The sequence below is a fragment of the Anaerospora hongkongensis genome, from assembly GCF_004339805.1.
In the GTDB taxonomy this organism is placed as follows: Bacteria; Bacillota; Negativicutes; order Sporomusales; family DSM-15969; genus Anaerospora; species Anaerospora hongkongensis.
The window spans coordinates 101410-119874 of record NZ_SLUI01000006.1; the positions used below are offsets into that span (position 1 = coordinate 101410).

General features: G+C 50.3%; 23 protein-coding genes and 1 pseudogene. All 24 read left to right on the forward strand.

What is annotated here, in order from left to right:
• Positions 1-58 precede the first annotated feature (58 nt).
• Complete coding sequence (locus tag EV210_RS10105; protein WP_165898862.1) at positions 59-988, forward strand: ParB N-terminal domain-containing protein; 930 nt, start codon at positions 59-61, stop codon at positions 986-988.
• 693 nt (positions 989-1681) lie between these two features.
• The gene (gene ltrA / locus EV210_RS10110; protein WP_132079468.1) at positions 1682-3499 is read left to right on the forward strand and encodes a group II intron reverse transcriptase/maturase; all 1818 of its coding nucleotides are present in this window, start codon (positions 1682-1684) and stop codon (positions 3497-3499) included.
• 112 nt (positions 3500-3611) lie between these two features.
• Entirely contained in the window at positions 3612-3989 is a 378-nt protein-coding gene (locus tag EV210_RS10120) for a DNA methyltransferase (protein ID WP_207900700.1), read from the forward strand.
• A gap of 87 nt (positions 3990-4076) precedes the next feature.
• Positions 4077-4343 (forward strand): type II toxin-antitoxin system Phd/YefM family antitoxin, encoded by a 267-nt coding sequence (locus EV210_RS10125; RefSeq protein ID WP_132079475.1) that lies wholly within the window; start codon positions 4077-4079, stop codon positions 4341-4343.
• Positions 4330-4650, forward strand: coding sequence for a type II toxin-antitoxin system RelE/ParE family toxin (locus EV210_RS10130; protein WP_132079478.1), 321 nt, complete (start codon positions 4330-4332; stop codon positions 4648-4650). The genes EV210_RS10125 and EV210_RS10130 overlap by 14 nt, the downstream gene beginning before the upstream one ends.
• A gap of 189 nt (positions 4651-4839) precedes the next feature.
• A complete protein-coding gene (locus EV210_RS10135) occupies positions 4840-5661 on the forward strand; it encodes a hypothetical protein (protein WP_132079481.1) in 822 nt (273 codons plus the stop codon).
• A 187-nt stretch (positions 5662-5848) separates the two neighbouring features.
• Entirely contained in the window at positions 5849-6745 is an 897-nt protein-coding gene (locus tag EV210_RS10140; protein WP_132079484.1) for an amidoligase family protein, read from the forward strand.
• A 54-nt stretch (positions 6746-6799) separates the two neighbouring features.
• Positions 6800-7282, forward strand: coding sequence for a gamma-glutamylcyclotransferase family protein (locus EV210_RS10145; protein WP_243650506.1), 483 nt, complete (start codon positions 6800-6802; stop codon positions 7280-7282).
• A gap of 5 nt (positions 7283-7287) precedes the next feature.
• Positions 7288-7536 (forward strand): hypothetical protein, encoded by a 249-nt coding sequence (locus tag EV210_RS10150; RefSeq protein ID WP_132079487.1) that lies wholly within the window; start codon positions 7288-7290, stop codon positions 7534-7536.
• Positions 7537-7790: 254 nt separating this feature from the next.
• Entirely contained in the window at positions 7791-7976 is a 186-nt protein-coding gene (locus EV210_RS10155) for a hypothetical protein (RefSeq protein WP_132079490.1), read from the forward strand.
• Between the two features lie 173 nt (positions 7977-8149).
• Positions 8150-8332, forward strand: coding sequence for a hypothetical protein (locus EV210_RS10160; protein ID WP_132079493.1), 183 nt, complete (start codon positions 8150-8152; stop codon positions 8330-8332).
• 71 nt (positions 8333-8403) lie between these two features.
• On the forward strand, positions 8404-8949 hold the full coding sequence (locus tag EV210_RS10165) for a hypothetical protein (protein WP_132079496.1): 546 nt from the start codon (positions 8404-8406) through the stop codon (positions 8947-8949).
• Entirely contained in the window at positions 8876-10744 is a 1869-nt protein-coding gene (locus EV210_RS10170; protein WP_207900701.1) for a phage terminase large subunit family protein, read from the forward strand. The genes EV210_RS10165 and EV210_RS10170 overlap by 74 nt, the downstream gene beginning before the upstream one ends.
• 48 nt (positions 10745-10792) lie before the next feature.
• Positions 10793-11032, forward strand: coding sequence for a hypothetical protein (locus tag EV210_RS10175; RefSeq protein ID WP_132079499.1), 240 nt, complete (start codon positions 10793-10795; stop codon positions 11030-11032).
• On the forward strand, positions 11023-12543 hold the full coding sequence (locus EV210_RS10180; protein ID WP_132079502.1) for a phage portal protein: 1521 nt from the start codon (positions 11023-11025) through the stop codon (positions 12541-12543). Before EV210_RS10175 ends, EV210_RS10180 begins: the two co-directional genes overlap by 10 nt.
• The gene (locus EV210_RS22620; protein ID WP_165898863.1) at positions 12521-14794 is read left to right on the forward strand and encodes a phage major capsid protein; all 2274 of its coding nucleotides are present in this window, start codon (positions 12521-12523) and stop codon (positions 14792-14794) included. The genes EV210_RS10180 and EV210_RS22620 overlap by 23 nt, the downstream gene beginning before the upstream one ends.
• Positions 14795-14819: 25 nt before the next feature.
• Entirely contained in the window at positions 14820-15161 is a 342-nt protein-coding gene (locus tag EV210_RS10190; RefSeq protein ID WP_132079505.1) for a DUF2190 family protein, read from the forward strand.
• Between the two features lie 52 nt (positions 15162-15213).
• Entirely contained in the window at positions 15214-15501 is a 288-nt protein-coding gene (locus EV210_RS10195; RefSeq protein WP_132079508.1) for a hypothetical protein, read from the forward strand.
• Positions 15501-15821: a head-tail joining protein gene (locus tag EV210_RS10200; protein ID WP_132079511.1), complete on the forward strand. Its 321-nt coding sequence runs from the start codon at positions 15501-15503 to the stop codon at positions 15819-15821. Before EV210_RS10195 ends, EV210_RS10200 begins: the two co-directional genes overlap by 1 nt.
• Positions 15818-16405, forward strand: coding sequence for a hypothetical protein (locus EV210_RS10205; protein WP_132079513.1), 588 nt, complete (start codon positions 15818-15820; stop codon positions 16403-16405). Before EV210_RS10200 ends, EV210_RS10205 begins: the two co-directional genes overlap by 4 nt.
• A 3-nt stretch (positions 16406-16408) precedes the next feature.
• Positions 16409-16885 (forward strand): hypothetical protein, encoded by a 477-nt coding sequence (locus EV210_RS10210; protein ID WP_132079516.1) that lies wholly within the window; start codon positions 16409-16411, stop codon positions 16883-16885.
• Positions 16886-16901: 16 nt separating this feature from the next.
• Complete coding sequence (locus tag EV210_RS10215; protein WP_132079519.1) at positions 16902-17858, forward strand: phage tail tube protein; 957 nt, start codon at positions 16902-16904, stop codon at positions 17856-17858.
• Between the two features lie 13 nt (positions 17859-17871).
• Positions 17872-18138, forward strand: a complete 267-nt coding sequence (locus EV210_RS10220) for a hypothetical protein (protein WP_132079522.1) — start codon at positions 17872-17874, stop codon at positions 18136-18138.
• Positions 18139-18266: 128 nt separating this feature from the next.
• Positions 18267-18464 (forward strand): annotated as a pseudogene (locus EV210_RS10225) (DUF1799 domain-containing protein); the annotation flags it as partial.
• Position 18465 lies beyond the last annotated feature (1 nt).

An 18465-nucleotide genomic window follows, 5' to 3' on the forward strand; every position in this document is an offset into this window, starting at 1 on the left:
ATGGTATTCAACAATTGCAAACTGAAATTCTTAAACGTCCGTTTATGTGGGCGTTTTTTTGTTTGGGGGAAAAGACTTGGAAATTGTCAAACTGCCCATTGAAAATTTAAATGCCGCGCCATATAATCCGCGCGTTGATTTGAAACCAGGGGATAAGGAGTACGAGAAACTTAAAAAATCCATTCTCACCTATGGTTATATTGACCCGATCATCGTCAGCAAGCGCGGCTATGTGGTGGTCGGCGGCCACCAGCGGCTAAAGATACTCCAGGCGATAGGACATAAAACCGTCGATGTTTCCCTGGTAGACCTACCGCTTGCCCAAGAAAAAGCCCTGAACATCGCGCTCAACAAGACAGGCGGTGACTGGGATCTGCCGAAGCTGCAGGAATTGCTGGCCGAGCTTCAAGAAACCGACATGGACATAGAGATTACCGGCTTTGATGATTTGGAGATTGAGAACCTGCTGGCCTCCGTCTTGGAGGAGGAAGAAACCAAGCCGGCTAAAAAACAGGCGGTCGAGGATGACTTTGACGCGGAGGAGGAAGCCGCCAAAATCAAAAAACCGCTAACCCAGCCCGGCGATATTTGGCTGCTGGGCCGACACCGACTGCTTTGCGGCGATGCCACCAAAGCGGAAGATGTCCGGCGGCTTACCGACGGCAAGCTGTGCAACATGGTCTTTACCGACCCGCCGTATAACGTAGCATATGTCGGTAAAACGGCGGACAGCCTGAAAATTCAAAACGATAGCATGGCGGATGGCGATTTTTACAAGTTTCTCTTGCAAGCGTATACAAACATGCTGGAAGTAGTGGCACCAGGCGGTGCTATTTATGTATGTCATGCGGATACCGAGGGACTGAACTTCCGCAAAGCTATGGTGGATGCCGGCTGGCTGTTAAAGCAATGCCTGGTCTGGGTAAAAAACAGCATGGTGCTTGGCCGCCAGGACTACCACTGGCAGCATGGTGCGATCCGTTCCTAACTGAAAAGGTTAGGCGCAAAATCGCAAGATTTTGTAGAACTTGTATCTCAAATAGTCAAATGAGGGAGTAACGACCCGAAGGGCTATCTCTAAGAACTCCGAATGGCACAAATTCTATGAAGAGAAAATGTGTCATAAGCTCGGTAAAGTCGTCTGAATGCTATCGAAACAGGTTAAGCTGTCGAAAGCGGGCCAGAGGTGGAACGCGTAGCAGATAGGGCGGGAGTCCGGTGCCTATGGTTAGAATGTTCGGCAATCAACAGCCATAACGAACTGACGAACTTGCGAATGTACGGGTCTAAAGCCAGATTCGGTAGAAATGCCGAGGTGTACAGGTTGTACAGCTCACGGGGATGAGTAGGAATCGTGTAAGCCAAAGTCCCTATGCCGTTACAGGCGGCATCGTGTGAGCAGGCTCATAGCAAGAACCTAAGGGCATCGAATGATAGAGATATAGGAACGGAGTAAGCGTTGAACGTGGAGGACTTCATTCCTGCGAAGCGTTGGTATGGAAGACATAACATACCTTTATCAACGTGAAAGTGAAGGCATAGTACCGAGGAAGCAGCGATAATAAGCTGTGGAGGGATAGCCTTTAGTCAATGAGAAAAACGTAAAATCATGGTAATCATTAGGTTCGAGTAAGACTAACAGAGGCGAAATCCAATCGAAAGAGAGGAAAATAGCCGACTAATGACAGCTTGCAAGAAGAGTTTCAAAAAATCCAAACTCCGCTACAACGAGTACTACGACACACAACCAACCTTTGACGAACTCTATGAGAGGAGCCAAAACGGTCAATGCTTCAAGAACCTGATTCCCATCATAGAATCAGAGAACAATATACTTCTCGCCTATCGCAAAATTAAACGAAATACGGGTAGCAACACCAGCGGCACCAACGGACATACAATCAGGAACATCATGAACGCCACTAACGAAGACATAGTTCGCTACTTTCAAAAGAGGTTGAGGAACTACTCTCCCCACAGTGTCAGGCGGACGGAAATCGATAAAGGAAATGGAAAGAAAAGGCCGCTAGGCATTCCGACAATCGAAGACCGAATCCTGCAACAATGCATTCTGCAAGTTCTGGAGCCAATCTGTGAAGCGAAATTTTACCCATATAGTTTTGGGTTTCGTCCGAACAGAAGCGCGCACCATGCCATTGCCAGAGCATATCACCTGGTAAACATCAATAAGATGTACTATGTTGTGGACATTGACATAAAGGGATTCTTCGATAATGTGAATCATGGAAAACTCCTAAAACAAATGTGGACGTTGGGCATCCGAGACAAGAATCTCATCTGCATCATCGGAAAGATGTTAAAAGCAGAGGTCAAAGGAAAAGGGATTCCGAAGGTCGGAACGCCGCAAGGCGGCGTACTTTCCCCGTTGCTATCCAACATCGTACTCAATGAACTGGACTGGTGGATTGATAGCCAATGGTTGTCAATGAAAACCAGGCATGCATACCAGAACTGCTGTTCACACAGCAAGGCGTTGAGAACAACAACCCTTAAAGAGATGTATATTGTCCGGTACGCCGATGATTTTAAGATCTTTTGCAGGTCTTATAATCATGCGATAAAAATATTCGCAGCAGTAGAAGCGTGGATAAAAGAGCGACTGGGACTGGAAATCAGCCCGGAAAAATCAAAAATCACAAATCTCAGACGCGAATATACGGAATTCTTAGGGATCAAGATCAAGGCTGTCCCCAAGAGAAAAACGCATGTGATCGAATCAAGGCTTACTGATAAGGCAAAGAAAAAGTGTGTTGAACGACTTAAAACAGCAATCCATCGAATCGAGGAGAATTCCTCCGCCCAAAATGTTAGCAATTATAATGCTACGGTATTGGGGCTACAGAATTACTACGCTATAGCAAGTTCGGTGAGTAAGGATTTTCGTGAAATCGCCTTTGTAGTCAATCGATGTCTGTATAACCGACTGAAGCATCATCTAAAGAGAAAGGGAATCAAAAGTCGGGCATTCCTGAAGTTCTATGGCAAATACAATCAGCGGACTTATAGTATTGGAGCAATAACTCTTTTTCCAGTACAATGCATTAGCACAAGACCGCCATTGAACTTTAAACAGGAAACCTGTGACTTCACGGTTGCCGGTCGAGCACTAATACACCAAAAACTGAAGCGCGCCAATATGGCAATCGTACGCTATTTAATGCGCAACCCAGTACAAGGTGAAAGCGTCGAATATAACGACAACCGTATCTCGCTGTACATTGGACAAGCTGGCCTTTGTCGAATTACCAAAGCAATACTGCAAATTGGGCAAATGGAAGCTCACCATATCCAGCTGAGAGCCACAGGTGGAACAGATCAGTACGATAATCTGATCTTTATTACCAGGGACGTCCACCACTTGATTCATACAACCTCAGCAGAGACGATTCAGAAGTATTTAGACATTGTGAAACCTAATGCAGAGGAACTCAAGTCTATCAATAAGTGTAGACTACAAGCTGGAAACCATATGATTTAACGTTACTAATCATTGATGGAACGCCGGATGAGTTGGAAACTCTCATGTCCGGTGTGAAGCAGGGGAAAAGATGGAGATAGTATCAAAATCTTACCTATTGCTATAGCCGATTTTGTACGGCTGGCGACCGGGCGCGGCCCATGTTTGGAACAGCGACCGCAAGCAAACCACGGTTTGGCCGTTCGACCGGCCCAGCCGGAGCGCCGATCACCCAACCATGAAGCCATTGGCCATTCCGGCCAATGCCATCCAAAACAGCAGTAAGACCGGGGACACCGTCCTTGACCTGTTTGGCGGTTCCGGCTCCACGCTGATCGCCGCCGAGCAGACTGGCCGCATTTGCTATACCTCGGAAATCGACCCGCTATATGCCGACGTGATTGTCACCCGGTATATTGGTCAGGTCGGCAGCGATAAAGGCGTGTTCCTGTTGCGGGATGGAGAGAAAAAAGCCCATGCGGATGTCGCCCGTGAGGTGGCAGCATGCTAAATTATTGTGATGAGCGTGCGTATTAAGTTTTGTTTTGTACGTAATTATGCTATAATAATGTCACAATGATTTATAGAGGTGATGGAGATGCCGGAAATCAGACCGATTACGGATTTAAGAAATACAAACGAAATCTCTGAATTATGCCGCAAACGGCAAGAACCTATTTTTATTACCAAAAATGGCTATGGCGACATGGTTATTATGAGTATGGAAACTTATGAGCGGCGAATGGCGCTTGTGGAAGTGTACAAGAAACTGGCGGAAGCGGAAAAACAAATCGCTGATGGAATGCCGCTGTTAGACGGTGAAGAAGTATTTAAGCGGCTGAGAAAAAAACATGGCAGAGCATAATTACCGCGTGAAATTTACCCCTAAAGCCGAAGAGGACTTGGATGAATTTTATGGGTATATTCTCGGTACACTGTCTGCTGCTCTTGCTGCAGACAAGCTGATGGATCACATCGAAGCGGCAATCATGCGTTTAAAAGAATATCCGTTTTCTTGTCAGTACGTGCTGGATGAGCCGCTCAAAGCACGTGGGTATCGGAAACTAATCGTAGATAATTATCTGGTCTTTTATCTAGTAGAGGAACTCGACAAGGAAGTTGTGATTATGCGTATCCTTTACGGCGCGACCAATTATCAAGATATTTTATAGGCAATTCCTAACCCGCCCCGTCATTGCTTCACGTTAAGCATCTGTTTATTGCAGGTGCTTTTTTGTTTCTATTTTTTTAGAAGAATACGGTAAAGCATGGTGCGGGTTTTCCGGTGGAAGAATTAACTTGCTTTCCCGCGTGTTCATGGTAACATGTGCACTGACGAAATGAACAAGGGAGGGCTTTATATGGAAAAGCACGATTTTCAGTTTCATATGCAGGTAACTGGTCGCGAGCGAAAAGAGGTGGCGGCTCTGATTGCCGCCCATTTTGGCACACAGGCGGTTTACCAAGGCACGCGAGGATTTGGGTATCTAATCACCGAGCCTAACGGCAGCGGACGCGAGTGGCTTGTTGACAAGGCTGGCGCAATTGTTACCGAAGGAGTAAAACTAGACAATGTGACCGAAGTGTTCGCGGTCTTGAAAGTTCTTGAAGAGAATGGGATAGAAGCGGAAGGGAGAGCGGCAGTAACGCTCTCGATTGATGGCCACTGGGGGAGGTCGCTGCAGAACCTTGTTAATATCCTTTCAGCCAAGGAACGGCTGATTGCTAAAACGATGGGCACTGGCCAACCCTTTATGATCCCTGAGATTGTGAAGAAAATTAACACCGTTCGTCTCAAAACGATTGAGGATTTTTTGGAAGTGTCAGGTAGCGAAGTCTCACCGGGTCTTGCGATTACTCAGGATAAGATCACCTTACGTTGGTTTGCTGCAACGCTGAGTTCAGAGATCATTGCTGCCTATATTCAATTTGCCTTTGCAGTAAATGCCATGGCTATGATGCAAAGACATGCTACGCCAAATGAAAAAGAAACAGCCAATGAGAAATATACATTCCGGGTCTGGCTGCTCCGGCTCGGTTTTATCGGTGAGGAGTACAGCTTTGCTCGAAGGTTGTTCCTTAGCCGATTGGAGGGCAACGGTTCTTTCCGAACGGAGGACCAGGTTCATGAGGCAGTGAAAAGGCGAAAGGCACATTTGGCTACTCCTGAAACCGTCGTCTGAATTACTTAAGATAGGTATTGTAAGGGCTTGGAAACGGCTTTAAAAGAGTAAAACTGTGATAATTGACGTAAACGTGAATAATATTGATAAAACAAAAGAAAAACATGTAAAAATAGAATAATTGAGTTGATTTCCTGTGTATTTGGAGGTAACATGACAGTGACCAAAAGCACAGGAGGTTAGCAGCATGAAAAACCAGTACTTCGGCATCGAAATTGAACTCACCGGAATCACTAGATACCAAGCAGCAACAACCATCGCCGCCTATTTTGGTACAAGCCTCGGCCGCCAGAGCGCCTCATATGGAAGCTATAGGGTAGCTGACCGCCAAGGTCGCACCTGGCAAGTGGTTAAGGACGGCAGCGTTACGGCTCAAAAAAAGGTAAACGGCGCACGGACATCGGCAGGAGACGAATATAAAGTCGAGGTGGTATCACCTAAAAGCCGGTATGAAGATATCGAAGACATTCAGGAACTAATTAGAAGACTTCGCGAGGCAGGCGCGTTCACCAATAGTAGCTGCGGCATCCATATTCATGTCGATGCCGCCAACCATACCGCCAAAACGCTGCGTAACCTGGTCAACCTGATGGCTAGCAAAGAGGACATGCTCTATAAAGCCCTTGAAGTTGACGAGGCACGGATGAGAAGATTTTGCCAAAAGGTGAATGGCAGCTTGATAGAAGATATTAACCGCACTAAACCTGCGACCATGGAAGCACTAAGAACACTTTGGTATAAACCCTATAGCGGGGAAACCAACTATCATTATCACGCAAGCAGATATCATGGCCTGAATTTCCACTCCGTCTTTACGAAAGGGACAGTGGAATTCAGGCTTTTTAATTCCACCACTCACGCCGGGAAGATAAAAGCGTACATCCAGCTTTGCCTGGCGATCAGCCACCAGGCAATCGCACAAAAGAGCGCGTCGGCCAGAAAAACGGCTACTACGAACGAAAAGTTCACCTTTCGGACCTGGCTTCTACGCCTTGGCCTGATCGGCGACGAGTTCCAAACGGCTAGGCAGCACCTTTTAGCCAAGCTAGAGGGTAACAGTGCTTGGAGATACGCGGCGTCATAAGAAAATAAGGCAGGGCGGCTTTGCCGCCCTGCCTCAATAAAGAGTGGAGGAATAATGATGACTAAAATCTATTTGGCTTACGGTAGCAATTTGAATATTGAACAGATGGCAATGCGGTGCCCGACCGCGCGGGTATTGGGACCGGCGAAGCTCAGGGGATACAAAGCAACCTTTCGGGGGATGGATGGCGGCGCAGTGATGAATATTGAACCGGACGCCGCTGGGATAGTGCCGGTGCTTCTCTGGGAGATTGAGTCCGCCGATGAGGTGGCGCTAGACCGCTACGAAGGCTTTCCCCGCCTTTATCGTAAGGAAATCGTGACAGTCACCTTTAAGGGAGAGCGGGTCAAGGCGATGGTGTATATTATGAACGAGGGGCCGCCGCTTGGTACGCCAGGTAATAAATATTACTATATCATCCAGCAAGGTTACCAGGAGGCCGGGTTTGATATCGGCATTCTCCACCGGGCGATCAAGGAATCGGCTTTCCCGGAACAAGAGCCGCGATACAAGCCGAATTTTAACTTTAGGTGGTGATAATAATGCGAGTAATGATGAATGACAGAGTATATAGCGGATCGCCGGAAGCGGTGGTCGATGAAATGTGGAACGAGTGCTTTCACCGGGACACGCTGAATCACATCGAGGAATACATCGCGTATGTGGTCGGTAACGTGTTCAAATTCGCTGGGTTCGGCATTGATATTAACGCCCGGACAATAGAAGAGAAAAGCCGGAGATTGCTGGATGGATTGGTGGCGGCAGGTATTGCTAGTAAAATAGAGAATTAGAGAGAAAACGTGTGAAAAATAGAGATATTTATTGATTTCCTGTGCTTTCAGAGCTAACATGAACACAACAAAGCACAGGAAGGAGAAAAGAAAATGATACTAGGATACCCCCGCAAACTGGTTTCTAAAGAGCTTCAAAAATTGAATATATTTGTACCACCCAGATATGTAACAGAAAAAGACGTTCTCTTAATTCACAAAATTCGCGAGGAACGGCTCCGGGATAATTTAGCTAGAAGTAGGAGCGTGTAAAAATGAAGTACGCTAAAGGAACTGTTTTTGCATCGTATGATGAACTGTATACGCTAGTTGGCACAGCCTATATTGTAAATGACAGTTATGTACTGGCGCCACAAGACGAGGAAGACACCGAGGTGATACTATATACCGAGGCCGAGATCGAGGAAGGGCTGGAGGAAGGCTGGCTGGTTATAAAATAATAAGTAAATAAAAAGGAAGCCGACGCCGGTTTCCTTTTTATTTACGTTCAAATACGCAATCGTTAGATAATCGAAGATAATCGAAAATAATCGATGAAAACAGAAGAAATGAGTTGATTAACTGTGCCTTAAGAGCTATCATGAACACAACAAAAGCACAGGAGGCTAAAACGATGAAATACGCTAAAGGAACCCTTCTTACACTGAAAGGCAGTAAACAGAACTATAGGCTAGTTGGCAAATGGCATAACGCCTGGGTATTGGCTTCCGAAGACCCTCGGGATACCGAGATAGTGATGTATACTGAGAACGAAATCGAGGAGGAAATCGAAGCAGGCCGGATCACAGTAATATAATAGAAGGAAAGTTCAGCAAGAAGCCGTAAAGGGCTTCTTTTTTTATGGGCGGAAAGGAGGGAGCGACCGATATGGCAGACGAGTGGGGGCGCGTGATTGGTGGGAAAAAATGTATTTCCACCTCAGACCTATGCGAATTATTGGGCATAGATAAATCCACCCTGACCTACTGGGTCCGAGATGGATGCCCCAAAGAAGAACACGGCTGGTGGTGCCTCAAAGATATTCTTCGCTGGCGGGGGCTGGTAGGGAGCGGCATCCGTACCGAGGGGCAGGCGGACGCCGTAGCGCTGAAGGAGCAAAAGCTAAAAGCAGACACCGATTTAAAGAAGCTAGCTGCTGCCTCGGCCGCTATCAAGCTCGGGGAGCTAAAGGGCAAATATGTCAGTGCGGAAGAAACCACCGACACCTTGCAGCGATTTTTCATTGTCCTGAAACGTTCGCTCCTGACACTGGGCCGGCGGGTATCGGTGGAAGTGGCCTCGCATGTGGATGCGGTAACTGCGAGGAGGATAGAAAGAATGGTCAATGAGGTAATAACCGATGGGCTCGAACAAATCAGCATTGACGGAGTCTACACTCCGCCGCGCCGGTCAAAGAAAAAGAACACCTCTTGAGTGGCCGGCGTGGCTGAAAGATGCCATCGCCATACTGAAACCGCCGGACCTCCTAACCGTAACCGAGTGGTCGGATCGCTACCGGATTTTAGATGAAAAAACAGCCGCCGTGCCCGGTAGATGGCAAACCAGCCGCACACCGTACCTGCAGGAAATTATGGATGCCTTCACCCATCCAGATATCGAAGAAATTATCTTTTGCAAGGCGTCCCAGATCGGAGGCACTGAAGCGCTCCTAAACATTCTCGCCTATATCGTCGCTCAGGACCCCAGTCCGACGCTTCTGGTTTATCCGACCCTGGAACTGGCCGAGTTCGCTAGTTCCAACCGCATCCAGCCCATGGTCACGCTGATACCGGAAACCGATGTACGCTATAACAGCAAGGATTCGAAAACGCTGGAACTGCAATTTGACGGCATGTACCTGGCGCTGTCCGGGGCTAACTCGCCGGCGTCGTTGTCGTCACGGCCCATCCGATACCTGCTCCTTGATGAGGTGGACAAATATCCGGCGAACGCCGGCAAGGAAGCTGACCCGATCAGCCTGGCGCGAGAGCGCACCAAGACCTTCCACAATAAAAAAATTGTCTTGATATCCACCCCGACCCTGGAGACGGGTGCTATCTGGCAAGCCTTCGAGAGCGCCGACGAACGGCGCTATTTTTATGTGCCTTGTCCGCATTGTGGCAAGCATCAGATATTGAAGATGAGCAACGTCCGATGGCCCAAGGAAATGCGGGAGCCGGCTCAGGTCAGGGAGGTGGCGTGGTATGTTTGCGAGCATTGCCAGGAAATCATCCGGGACCATCACAAGCCGGATATGCTGCGCGGTGGCCGTTGGATATCCGACAACACCACGGGGCGAGTTTCCCGCCGGGTGGCCTTTCACCTTTCCAGCATCTATTCGCCCTGGCTCACCTTTGGCGATATCGCCGCCGAATTTCTTAAATCCAAAGCGTTTCCTTTCCTTCTACAGAACTTTGTCAACTCCTGGTTGGCAGAACCCTGGAAAACCGAGGCCAAGCGTCACAACTCCGATCTCGTCTTGGCCAGACGCGCCGCTTACCCGAAAGGCAGAGTTCATCAGGACGCACAGCTGCTTGTGGCTGGTGTCGACGTGCAGCTCAATCACTTTTGGTGGGGCGTGAGAGCATGGGGGCCTGATCTGACCTCGTGGCTGGTGGACTACGGGCGCACAGAGACTTGGGCGGACATCGAGAATATCCTTCGGCGTCCCTATCCGACAAACGAAAATGGCGAGGTTGCCTACATTGCCAAAGCCTGTATTGACTCTGGGTATAACACCGACGAAGTTTATAAATTTTGCGCCTATAACCAGGACATCTGTGTGCCGACCAAGGGGGCCTCCCGGCCGCTTCGGTCTCGCTATGTACAGACGAAAATTGAAAAAGACATGGGCCTGGGCCTGATCCTGTATATCTTTGACCCCAACCAGTTTAAAGACTTTTTGGCTGGCCGGCTGGCTCATGAGGTCAATATGCCTGGCGCCTGGATGGTGCCCGAGGATATCGACCGGCTGTATGCTGATCAAATCGTATCCGAACAACGAATTGAGAAAAAAAGCAAAGCGGGCATTATCAGCTATGAATGGGCGAAGGTCAGCACCCATGCTCAGAACCATCTTCTCGATGTGGAGGTAAACTGCGCCCTAGCCGCCGAGATTTGCGGCGCCCGGTATTTGCAAAAGCCGGTGATCATCCGTCCCTCGGCGGCACAGCCCGTAATAAGCGGCAACAAGTGGCTGGGGAATACGAGCAACTGGATGAAACGGTAAGTGGGCGACCTTGTGTCGTCTTTGTTAATTTTTAGGAGGTGAGCGAGTATGAGTATTGTCCGGGAGCTTTTATTACAGGTGGAGACGGCGATAGCCGCTTTGATTACCGGAGCAGAAGAAATGCAAATTAGTGGTCGAAGATACCGCAAAACGGATATGGAAAAACTCAGGGTCATGCGTAAAAGCCTGCAGGAAGAGCTCTTTTATGAACAGTTTGCGGCTGGCGGCACAACTCGCGCTTATGCGGCCTGGCCACTGCGCAAAGGGGGGATTCCCCCTTGGGATTAGGCCAATCGATTGACCGGCTTGTAAGCTGGATATCCCCGAAAGCAGCCTTTGAACGGCAAGCCTATCGTGAGGCGCTGGACATTAAGCAGCAGCAGGACATGCAGCGGAACTACGATGCCGGCATGCTAGGGCGCTTCAACAGCCGGGCCAATGCCGCCTGGGGTAGCGGCGAGTTGGTGGACAAGCCCTATCGCCAACGGATTCTTCTGATTGCCCGTGATTTGGAGCGCAACAACGATATTGCCAAATCTATCATTAATCCGTTTGAGCGCAATGTCATTGGCCTCGGCATTAACGTCCAGGCCAAGACCGACGATGATGCCTTAAATCAAGAACTGGAAGAGGTGTGGAACGAATGGTGTGAACAGGAAAATTGTGATGTCACAGGCCAGCTAACCTTTACGGAAATGCAAAGGATGAACTTAAGACGCATGATCGTCGATGGGGATATCGTCGCGGTCAAAATCCATGATCCACATGCTCCATTTATCCCGTTTCGGCTGCAACTGATTGAGGCAGACATGTTTGACACCACCCTGTTTGAAAACAGCGAGAACGGTAATCGAATTTATTCGGGTGTGGAGGTGGATGCCATGCTGCGTCCCGTGGCTTACTGGTTCCAGCAGTCGACGCTGGATCACTATCTTCATAACCTCCAGTCGCTTAGAATTCCGGCGGATCAGGTGCTGCACCTGTTTACCAAACAGCGGGTTACCCAGGTACGCGGCATGTCGCTGCTGGCGTCTAGCATTGATGCCATTCAGGACATTGGTGATTACCTGGAGGCCGAGCGAGTTAAGGCGCGGATATCCGCCTGTTTTGCCGCGTACGTCGAAACCACGCCCCAAGGGGTTGCCGGTCGGCTCGGTCAGATGCCCCAGGATCACCAACGGCAGCGCCGGAATTACCTTGAGCCCGGCATCATCGAGTACCTGCTGCCCGGTGAAAAAATGGATGTGGCCAGCCCGTCGGGGATCAACAGCAATACCCGCGATTTCGTCCAGACGAATTATCGTATCTCCTCGGCCGGTCAGGGCCTTTCCTATGAGGCGACTAGCCGCGACGTATCGCAGGTAAACTATTCGTCCGCCCGGCACAGCGCCCTGGAGGACAGAAGGACATATCAGCCGGTGCAGCAGTGGCTGATCAACCATTTTTCCCGGGCGGTCTATAAAGAGGTTATTACCGCCGCAGTACTGTGCGGCCGGTTGAAGATCCCGGACTTTTTTACTAACCAACGAAAATATATGAAGCACAAGTGGCTGCCGCCGGGCTGGGATTGGGTGGACCCCCTTAAAGATGTGCAAGCTAGTAAATTAGAATATGCCATGGGGCTGACAACGCTGGAACAGCTTTGTGCCGAACAGGGCAAGGATTACAAGGATATCATCGAGCAGCAGGCCAGGGAACGGGTGCTCTTAAAAGAAAAGGGGATCAACATCGACGCCGCCACCGGCGTGGTGAAGATCGCCGAGAAGGAGGAAGACAATGGCGAACAGGACAGGAAATAAGAAACGGAGCAGTCTGGATAAGACGTTTTACCGTGAGGCGGTGATTGAACCGGCCAATATCGACACCAAGAACCGGATTGTACCAGTATCCTTTTCCAGCGACCAGCCGGTACAACGTTACTGGTGGGATGGGGAGGGCTATAACGAAATACTGGGGCATGCTCAAGGCAACGCTGATTTAACTCGTTTGGGAGATATCGGTGTTGCCTTATTTAATCATGACCCTGCGCAACCCATCGGAAAAGTGCTTACCCCGATGATTGACAGCAAAGCGATGAGAGGCACGGCAGCGATCCGGTTTGATACCGATGAGGCCAGCGATGTGATCTATCAAAAGGTCTTAAGCGGCACCTTAAAAGGCGTGTCGGTTGGCTATCGGGTGACTGATTGGGAGACGGTGAAGGAGGGCGAGACTTCGACAGATGGCCTGTATCAAGGACCCTGCGAAATTGCCCGTAGCTGGGAGCCTTTTGAGATCAGCATTGTGAGTGTACCGGCAGATGCCACTGTGGGCGTTGGACGCAGTATGGACGACTTGCAGCAACTGATTCAAAAAGCGGTTGCTGCCGTTCTTACCAAACGGCAAAAGGCATTGGTGCCGTTTCGGGCTGACGAAGACGAAGATGACAATGAAGGCCTGGATGAGGATTTGGAGGACGACGAAGACGAGGGGTGGGACGACGAGGAAGACCGGGATGTCGACGAGGATCAGGATAATAAATTGCTGGATGAAGAGGACGCTGAGGAAACCACGGAAGATACGGAGGACCTGCACCTTGAGTGCGATTATTTGGCAGGCGACGAGTGCAGCCAAGGAAAATGCCCGGTGGATGGCAGCAACAACTGCTGCCTGAATTGCGAGGAACAAGGGACGTGTGAAGATGCGTGCCAACCGAAAACGGAGGTATTGAGAAATATGAAGAAAAATAACGCTGGCCGTTCCAACGCCGCCTTGCAGGTAGTGCGCAAGCAAGCCGCCAAGGCAGAACGGGTGCGGGTTATGGAAATCCGGGCCATGTTCCGTTCGTTCCGGGAACAAACCGGGCTGAAAGAAGATACTTTTATTGATAATGGTGTAAGCGTGGAAAAGGCGCGCAAGGCCCTCATGACGGATATTGCCAAACGCAAATCAGCACCTGTGATTCAGACGCCAGAGATTCGGGTTATTGCCGATGATGAAGATAAATTTCGGGCAGCCGCAATTGATGCTTTAGTTTGGCGGTCGGGATTAAAAGTTGCAAAACCTGCACCAGGTTTTGAATCCTTACGTTGTGTGAATATGGTTGATTTAGGTCGTCTCGTATATGAACGGAGTACCGGTAAGCGGTTTGACTCATTTGATCGGGACTTGTTGGTCCGCGAAATGGTGCAGTCTTCTGTAATATCCAACATCCTGCAAAATGTTGCCGATAAAGCCATGCAGAATGCTTATCAGCTTACGCCTGTTACCTATCCAATGTGGACCAAGCATGGCGTTTTAAACGACTATAAGCCGGCACTTCGGGCGCAGCTTTCGGAAGTACCTCTGCTTGAAAATGTCGGGAAAGGAGCGGAATACAAACTCATTACACTGACAGACGCAGGTGAATGGATTCAGCTTTCTAAACGCGGTAATTTGTTCACTATCACCCGCGAGGATATCTTAAATGACGATATGCATGCTCTGGTGGATTTCCCAGCTCGCTGGGCTACTGCGGCCCGAATGACTATCAATCAGGATGTATACCAGACGTTGACTGCCAATCCGAAAATGGGGTATGACAATACACCTATTTTTGACCCAACCCACAACAATATAGCAACGACTTTGAAAAAGGCACCTTCTAAAGATTCACTTCAAGCCGCTATTCAGGCGATGATGCTGCAGACCGGTTTAAAAACGGCGACGCCACTCAATATCCGGCCCAAGTTTATGCTAACTCCTGTGGCATTGATGTTTGCATCAAAGCAACTCCTACAATCTGCCGCTGATCCGGCCGCGCCAAATGCCGGAGCAGTCAATGTCCTGCATGACATTGTGACCATGATTACCGATCCACTTCTTGATGTGGTTAATCCCTCGGCTTGGTATCTGGCTGCTGATCCAGCGATTACCGATACAATTGAGGTAGCCTTCTTAAATGGACAGGATACGCCGTATATTGAGCAGCAAAGTGGTTTCCAGGTAGACGGTTTTACCTATAAAATCCGCATCGAGTATGGTGTCAAGGCGCTTGATTGGCGCGGACTGTATATGAATCCCGGTAAATAAATAGAAAAAGCGAGGTAATGTTCACATGACTCCGCAATTTGTTTTTACCCAGCAAGGCGATATCATAGATTTCACCAACACTACGGACAATCCCATTCTTCCAGGCAATCCGGTGCCCTTGGCCGGCGCTTTCGGTATTGTCACCGGCAATGGAATTGCGCCAGGCGCAACCGGCCCGGTGGTCGTGCGCGGTGTTTTCCTGGGGCCGGCCAATCCGGCGGTCGCATACGGCCAGGGCGACAAGCTATACTGGGACCCGGCCAATCACTGGCTCACCAATAACGCGACGGACACCGTCTACGCCGGTTATGCCGTGCAGGCCAAAAGCACCGGTACCGGCAGCGGGTATGTAAAACTGCATTTCTAACAGTAAAAGGGCCGCACCGGCCCTTTATTCTTTATAAGGAGGTGAGGTAACTATGGCGGTTTATGAAACCACTGTGCTGACCAACCGGATGCCGCTTAGAAAACTGATCACGGCAGCCATTACCGGCACACTGGAGGATACACTGGTCTTTTCGCAGGCCATGACGCGGTTTGTGGCTCATAATACCGGCACAGAGCCTTTAACCTTTTCGATCAACGGCGACCCGGACCTGACCGATACTTTAGCGGCGGGAGAGGCGATTGACGATGAATTTCCGGAGTTTGATCACGTGATCCTAAGCGGCACAGTCGGCTCCGCCTACAAAGTGAGGGTGGGGTAATGTCGATTAAAGAGCAAATCGCCAGGGATAACGCCATATTTTTAGACTTGGACGCCTTTGCCGAACTCATCCTTTATAACGGCAGACAAATTCCGGCGGTTGTCACCCTGGGCGATTCAGCCATGCGGGGCAACACCTTTGAAACCAAAGGAAGCTCCGCCGTGGCGACGCTCCAGATCGCGGCCAGCGATGTGCCCAGCCCCGATACCGGCGATCAAGTCGTCTATCAGTCTGCTACCTGGGAAGTTACGAATATCCTGGAATCCGACAGCGCCATGCACTTGGTCCAGATGATTTGCCAAGCGAGTCCCTGGTCATGATCAATGTTGATTTTTATCTGATTGACGGGGCGACGCCGTGGCTGGAATACATGGCGACAACCAAACCGGACTGGCTGCGAAAAGCCTTAAAATCCTTCGGCTGGTATTCCCAGCAGCAAATCAAGGCCGGCATTAAGAGCCGCGCCCCTGGTGGCCGGGCATATGCCGAATTTATGCCGCCCGATATGCGGGCCAGGCTGGAAGCCGTGTTCGGGAATAGCCCTAAGAAGCGTTACAGCCCGCTCGGCAAATTGGTGAACGCCGTGGGCTATGAATTCGATGCGGGTAAGCAGATTGTGCGTGTTGGCTGGCTGTCGGACTCCGCCGTTAGGCTGGGGGAAAATATTGAGCAAGGGTATAGCAAGGCGATCACCGACAAAATGCGCCGCTATTTCTGGGCTGCCGGCGTGTCGCTGTCCGCTAAGAGCGAGATTAACGTTGCCGCCCGGCATACCTTCGGGCCGATGCAGGCCATTTTGGCCCCCAAGGCAGCGGCGCATATCGAGGACAAGATTCTGGAGTACGCCAGAACCGGCGCGCCACCGTCGCGCAAGCAAACCAGAAAATACCGGGTAAGGGGCTAAGCGATGTTTCCGACAATCCCTATTACAGTTTTTATTCAGAAATGGCGGGACGCTATCGCTGGTAGCGCCGCCATTTCGTCTTTTTGCATGCAAAAGTATCACAAGCCGCTGTCCCTGTACGTGGGGATCGACGGCAAAAAGCCGCCAAACGATAAAAACTGCCCGCTGGTGATTGTCTTTCCCGGCGGCAAAGTGGAAGGCGGCGGCGAGGAGGTATGCCGCTATACCGGCAGTATTGGCTGGTCCATCATCCAGCCCCAGGTCACCCAGCGGGACGGGATCACCGAAAATACCGGCTTGTTTGAGGCCGACGAACTGGGGCAGCTCATCCTGACTACTATCGCCGAAATCAACCCGTCCTACCCGGTGACGCACGTGGAGTATTCCTTCGAGAGTAACGACTTTTTTCCTCAATTTCCCGGCCGGATGGACGTTACCATCCAGGTTCCGGTACGAATGGGAACGCAAATTACCTACTAGAGAGGGGGAAGGAAATATGATTCAGGCCCAAGGCTACCGAGGGCGGCTGGCGTTGGCTTATGAAACGGCCTATGGTGTCACACCGCCCAGCCCCAGCGGCTTTATCCTGCCAATCACTAGTTCAAAAATCACGGCCAAGCAATCGCTGATTGAAGATAAAACCATTCGCGGCGTGCGGGATGTAGCACCGCCGGGAATGGGTAATATCGACGTACAAGGGCCGGTGGTGGTGCCAGTCGATGAAATTAACATTGGCTATTGGCTGAAAGGATTATTTGGCAGCCCGGATACAACCGACAGTGGTACTTCGCCGTATACGCACACTTTTAAGCCAGGCTTTTCGCAGCCCAGCCTTTGCCTGGAACAGCAGTTCCCGGATATCGGGCAATATTTTTTATATAACGGCTGCAAAGTATCCAAGTTCAGTACGGCTTTTGAGGTGAGCAATCAAGACCTGCAGGCGACCATCGATATCATGGGAGGCAAAGAGACGCTGGCAACGGCGTCTTTTTTAGTAGAACCCATCATAAGGCCCATGAGTAAATTCGGAGCTTTTATGGCATCAATCTTAGACGATGGCCAGCTTCTAGCCAATGTGACCAAGGTGGAGCTGACCGTCGATACCGGCCTGGATGGCAGCGTCTATACGCTGGGGGGCGGCGGTTTTCGCGGCTCACTGCCGGAAGGAATGCTGGCCGTGACCGGCACGGTAACCGCCATTTTTGATTCAATGGCGCTCCTAAATAAAGCGGTCGCCGGGGCGACCTCGTCCATTGAACTCAATCTCAGCAATCCCTTGAGCGGCAGCAGCCTGAACATTTTGCTGCCGGAGATCATCTACGAGCGGACTTCGCCTGGCATTGACGGGCCGAAGGGGGTTTCCATTTCCCTGCCGTTTCGGGCGTTTTACAACACCAACGCCAGCGGCGTGTCCATTGTGGCCACGCTGACAAACTCAGAACCAACCTATTAAGGAGGATGTATGTATGTCTAAGATTACTTTGCCTGCAGCCCGCAGCTTAAACCGCCGGGAACGGAAAGCACTGAAAGCCGCTGGGGCCGACCCGCAGTTTCGCCCAGATGGTGCGACCATTGCCGAACTGAATGACCGGATTGTCGAGTTTATCTCGAAAGAAATTTACCACATTGACGGCCCGGAATACGACGAAGTGCCGTACGCCGACTTTATTGCCCTGGCCGACAAAACCTACCGTCTGACCTATGCGCTGGCTGACGACGTAAAAAACTCGTAAGCGTCTGGCAGTGGCATGCTGACGGACGCGCTGACTATTGCCAGGACTGCGCTCTTTTAAAGAAAAACACCGATTGCGACACCTGCGAAGGCAGGCAGCCGGCGGTATGCGAAGTCAACCGGCCGGCCTGGACCCTATGGACCCTGATGTCCACCCAGTGGCGGGTGGGAATGAGCGGTCCCGTTGGGCTTGACTATGGGGCTACCCAGCAATTGGCCCGGCTATATGAAATCAACTTGACGCCGGGAGTAATGACCAAGCTCCGGGCGCTGGAAGCCTTGGTCTTACAAAAGGCTTGGGATGCATCCGGCGGAAAGGGGCGGTAAC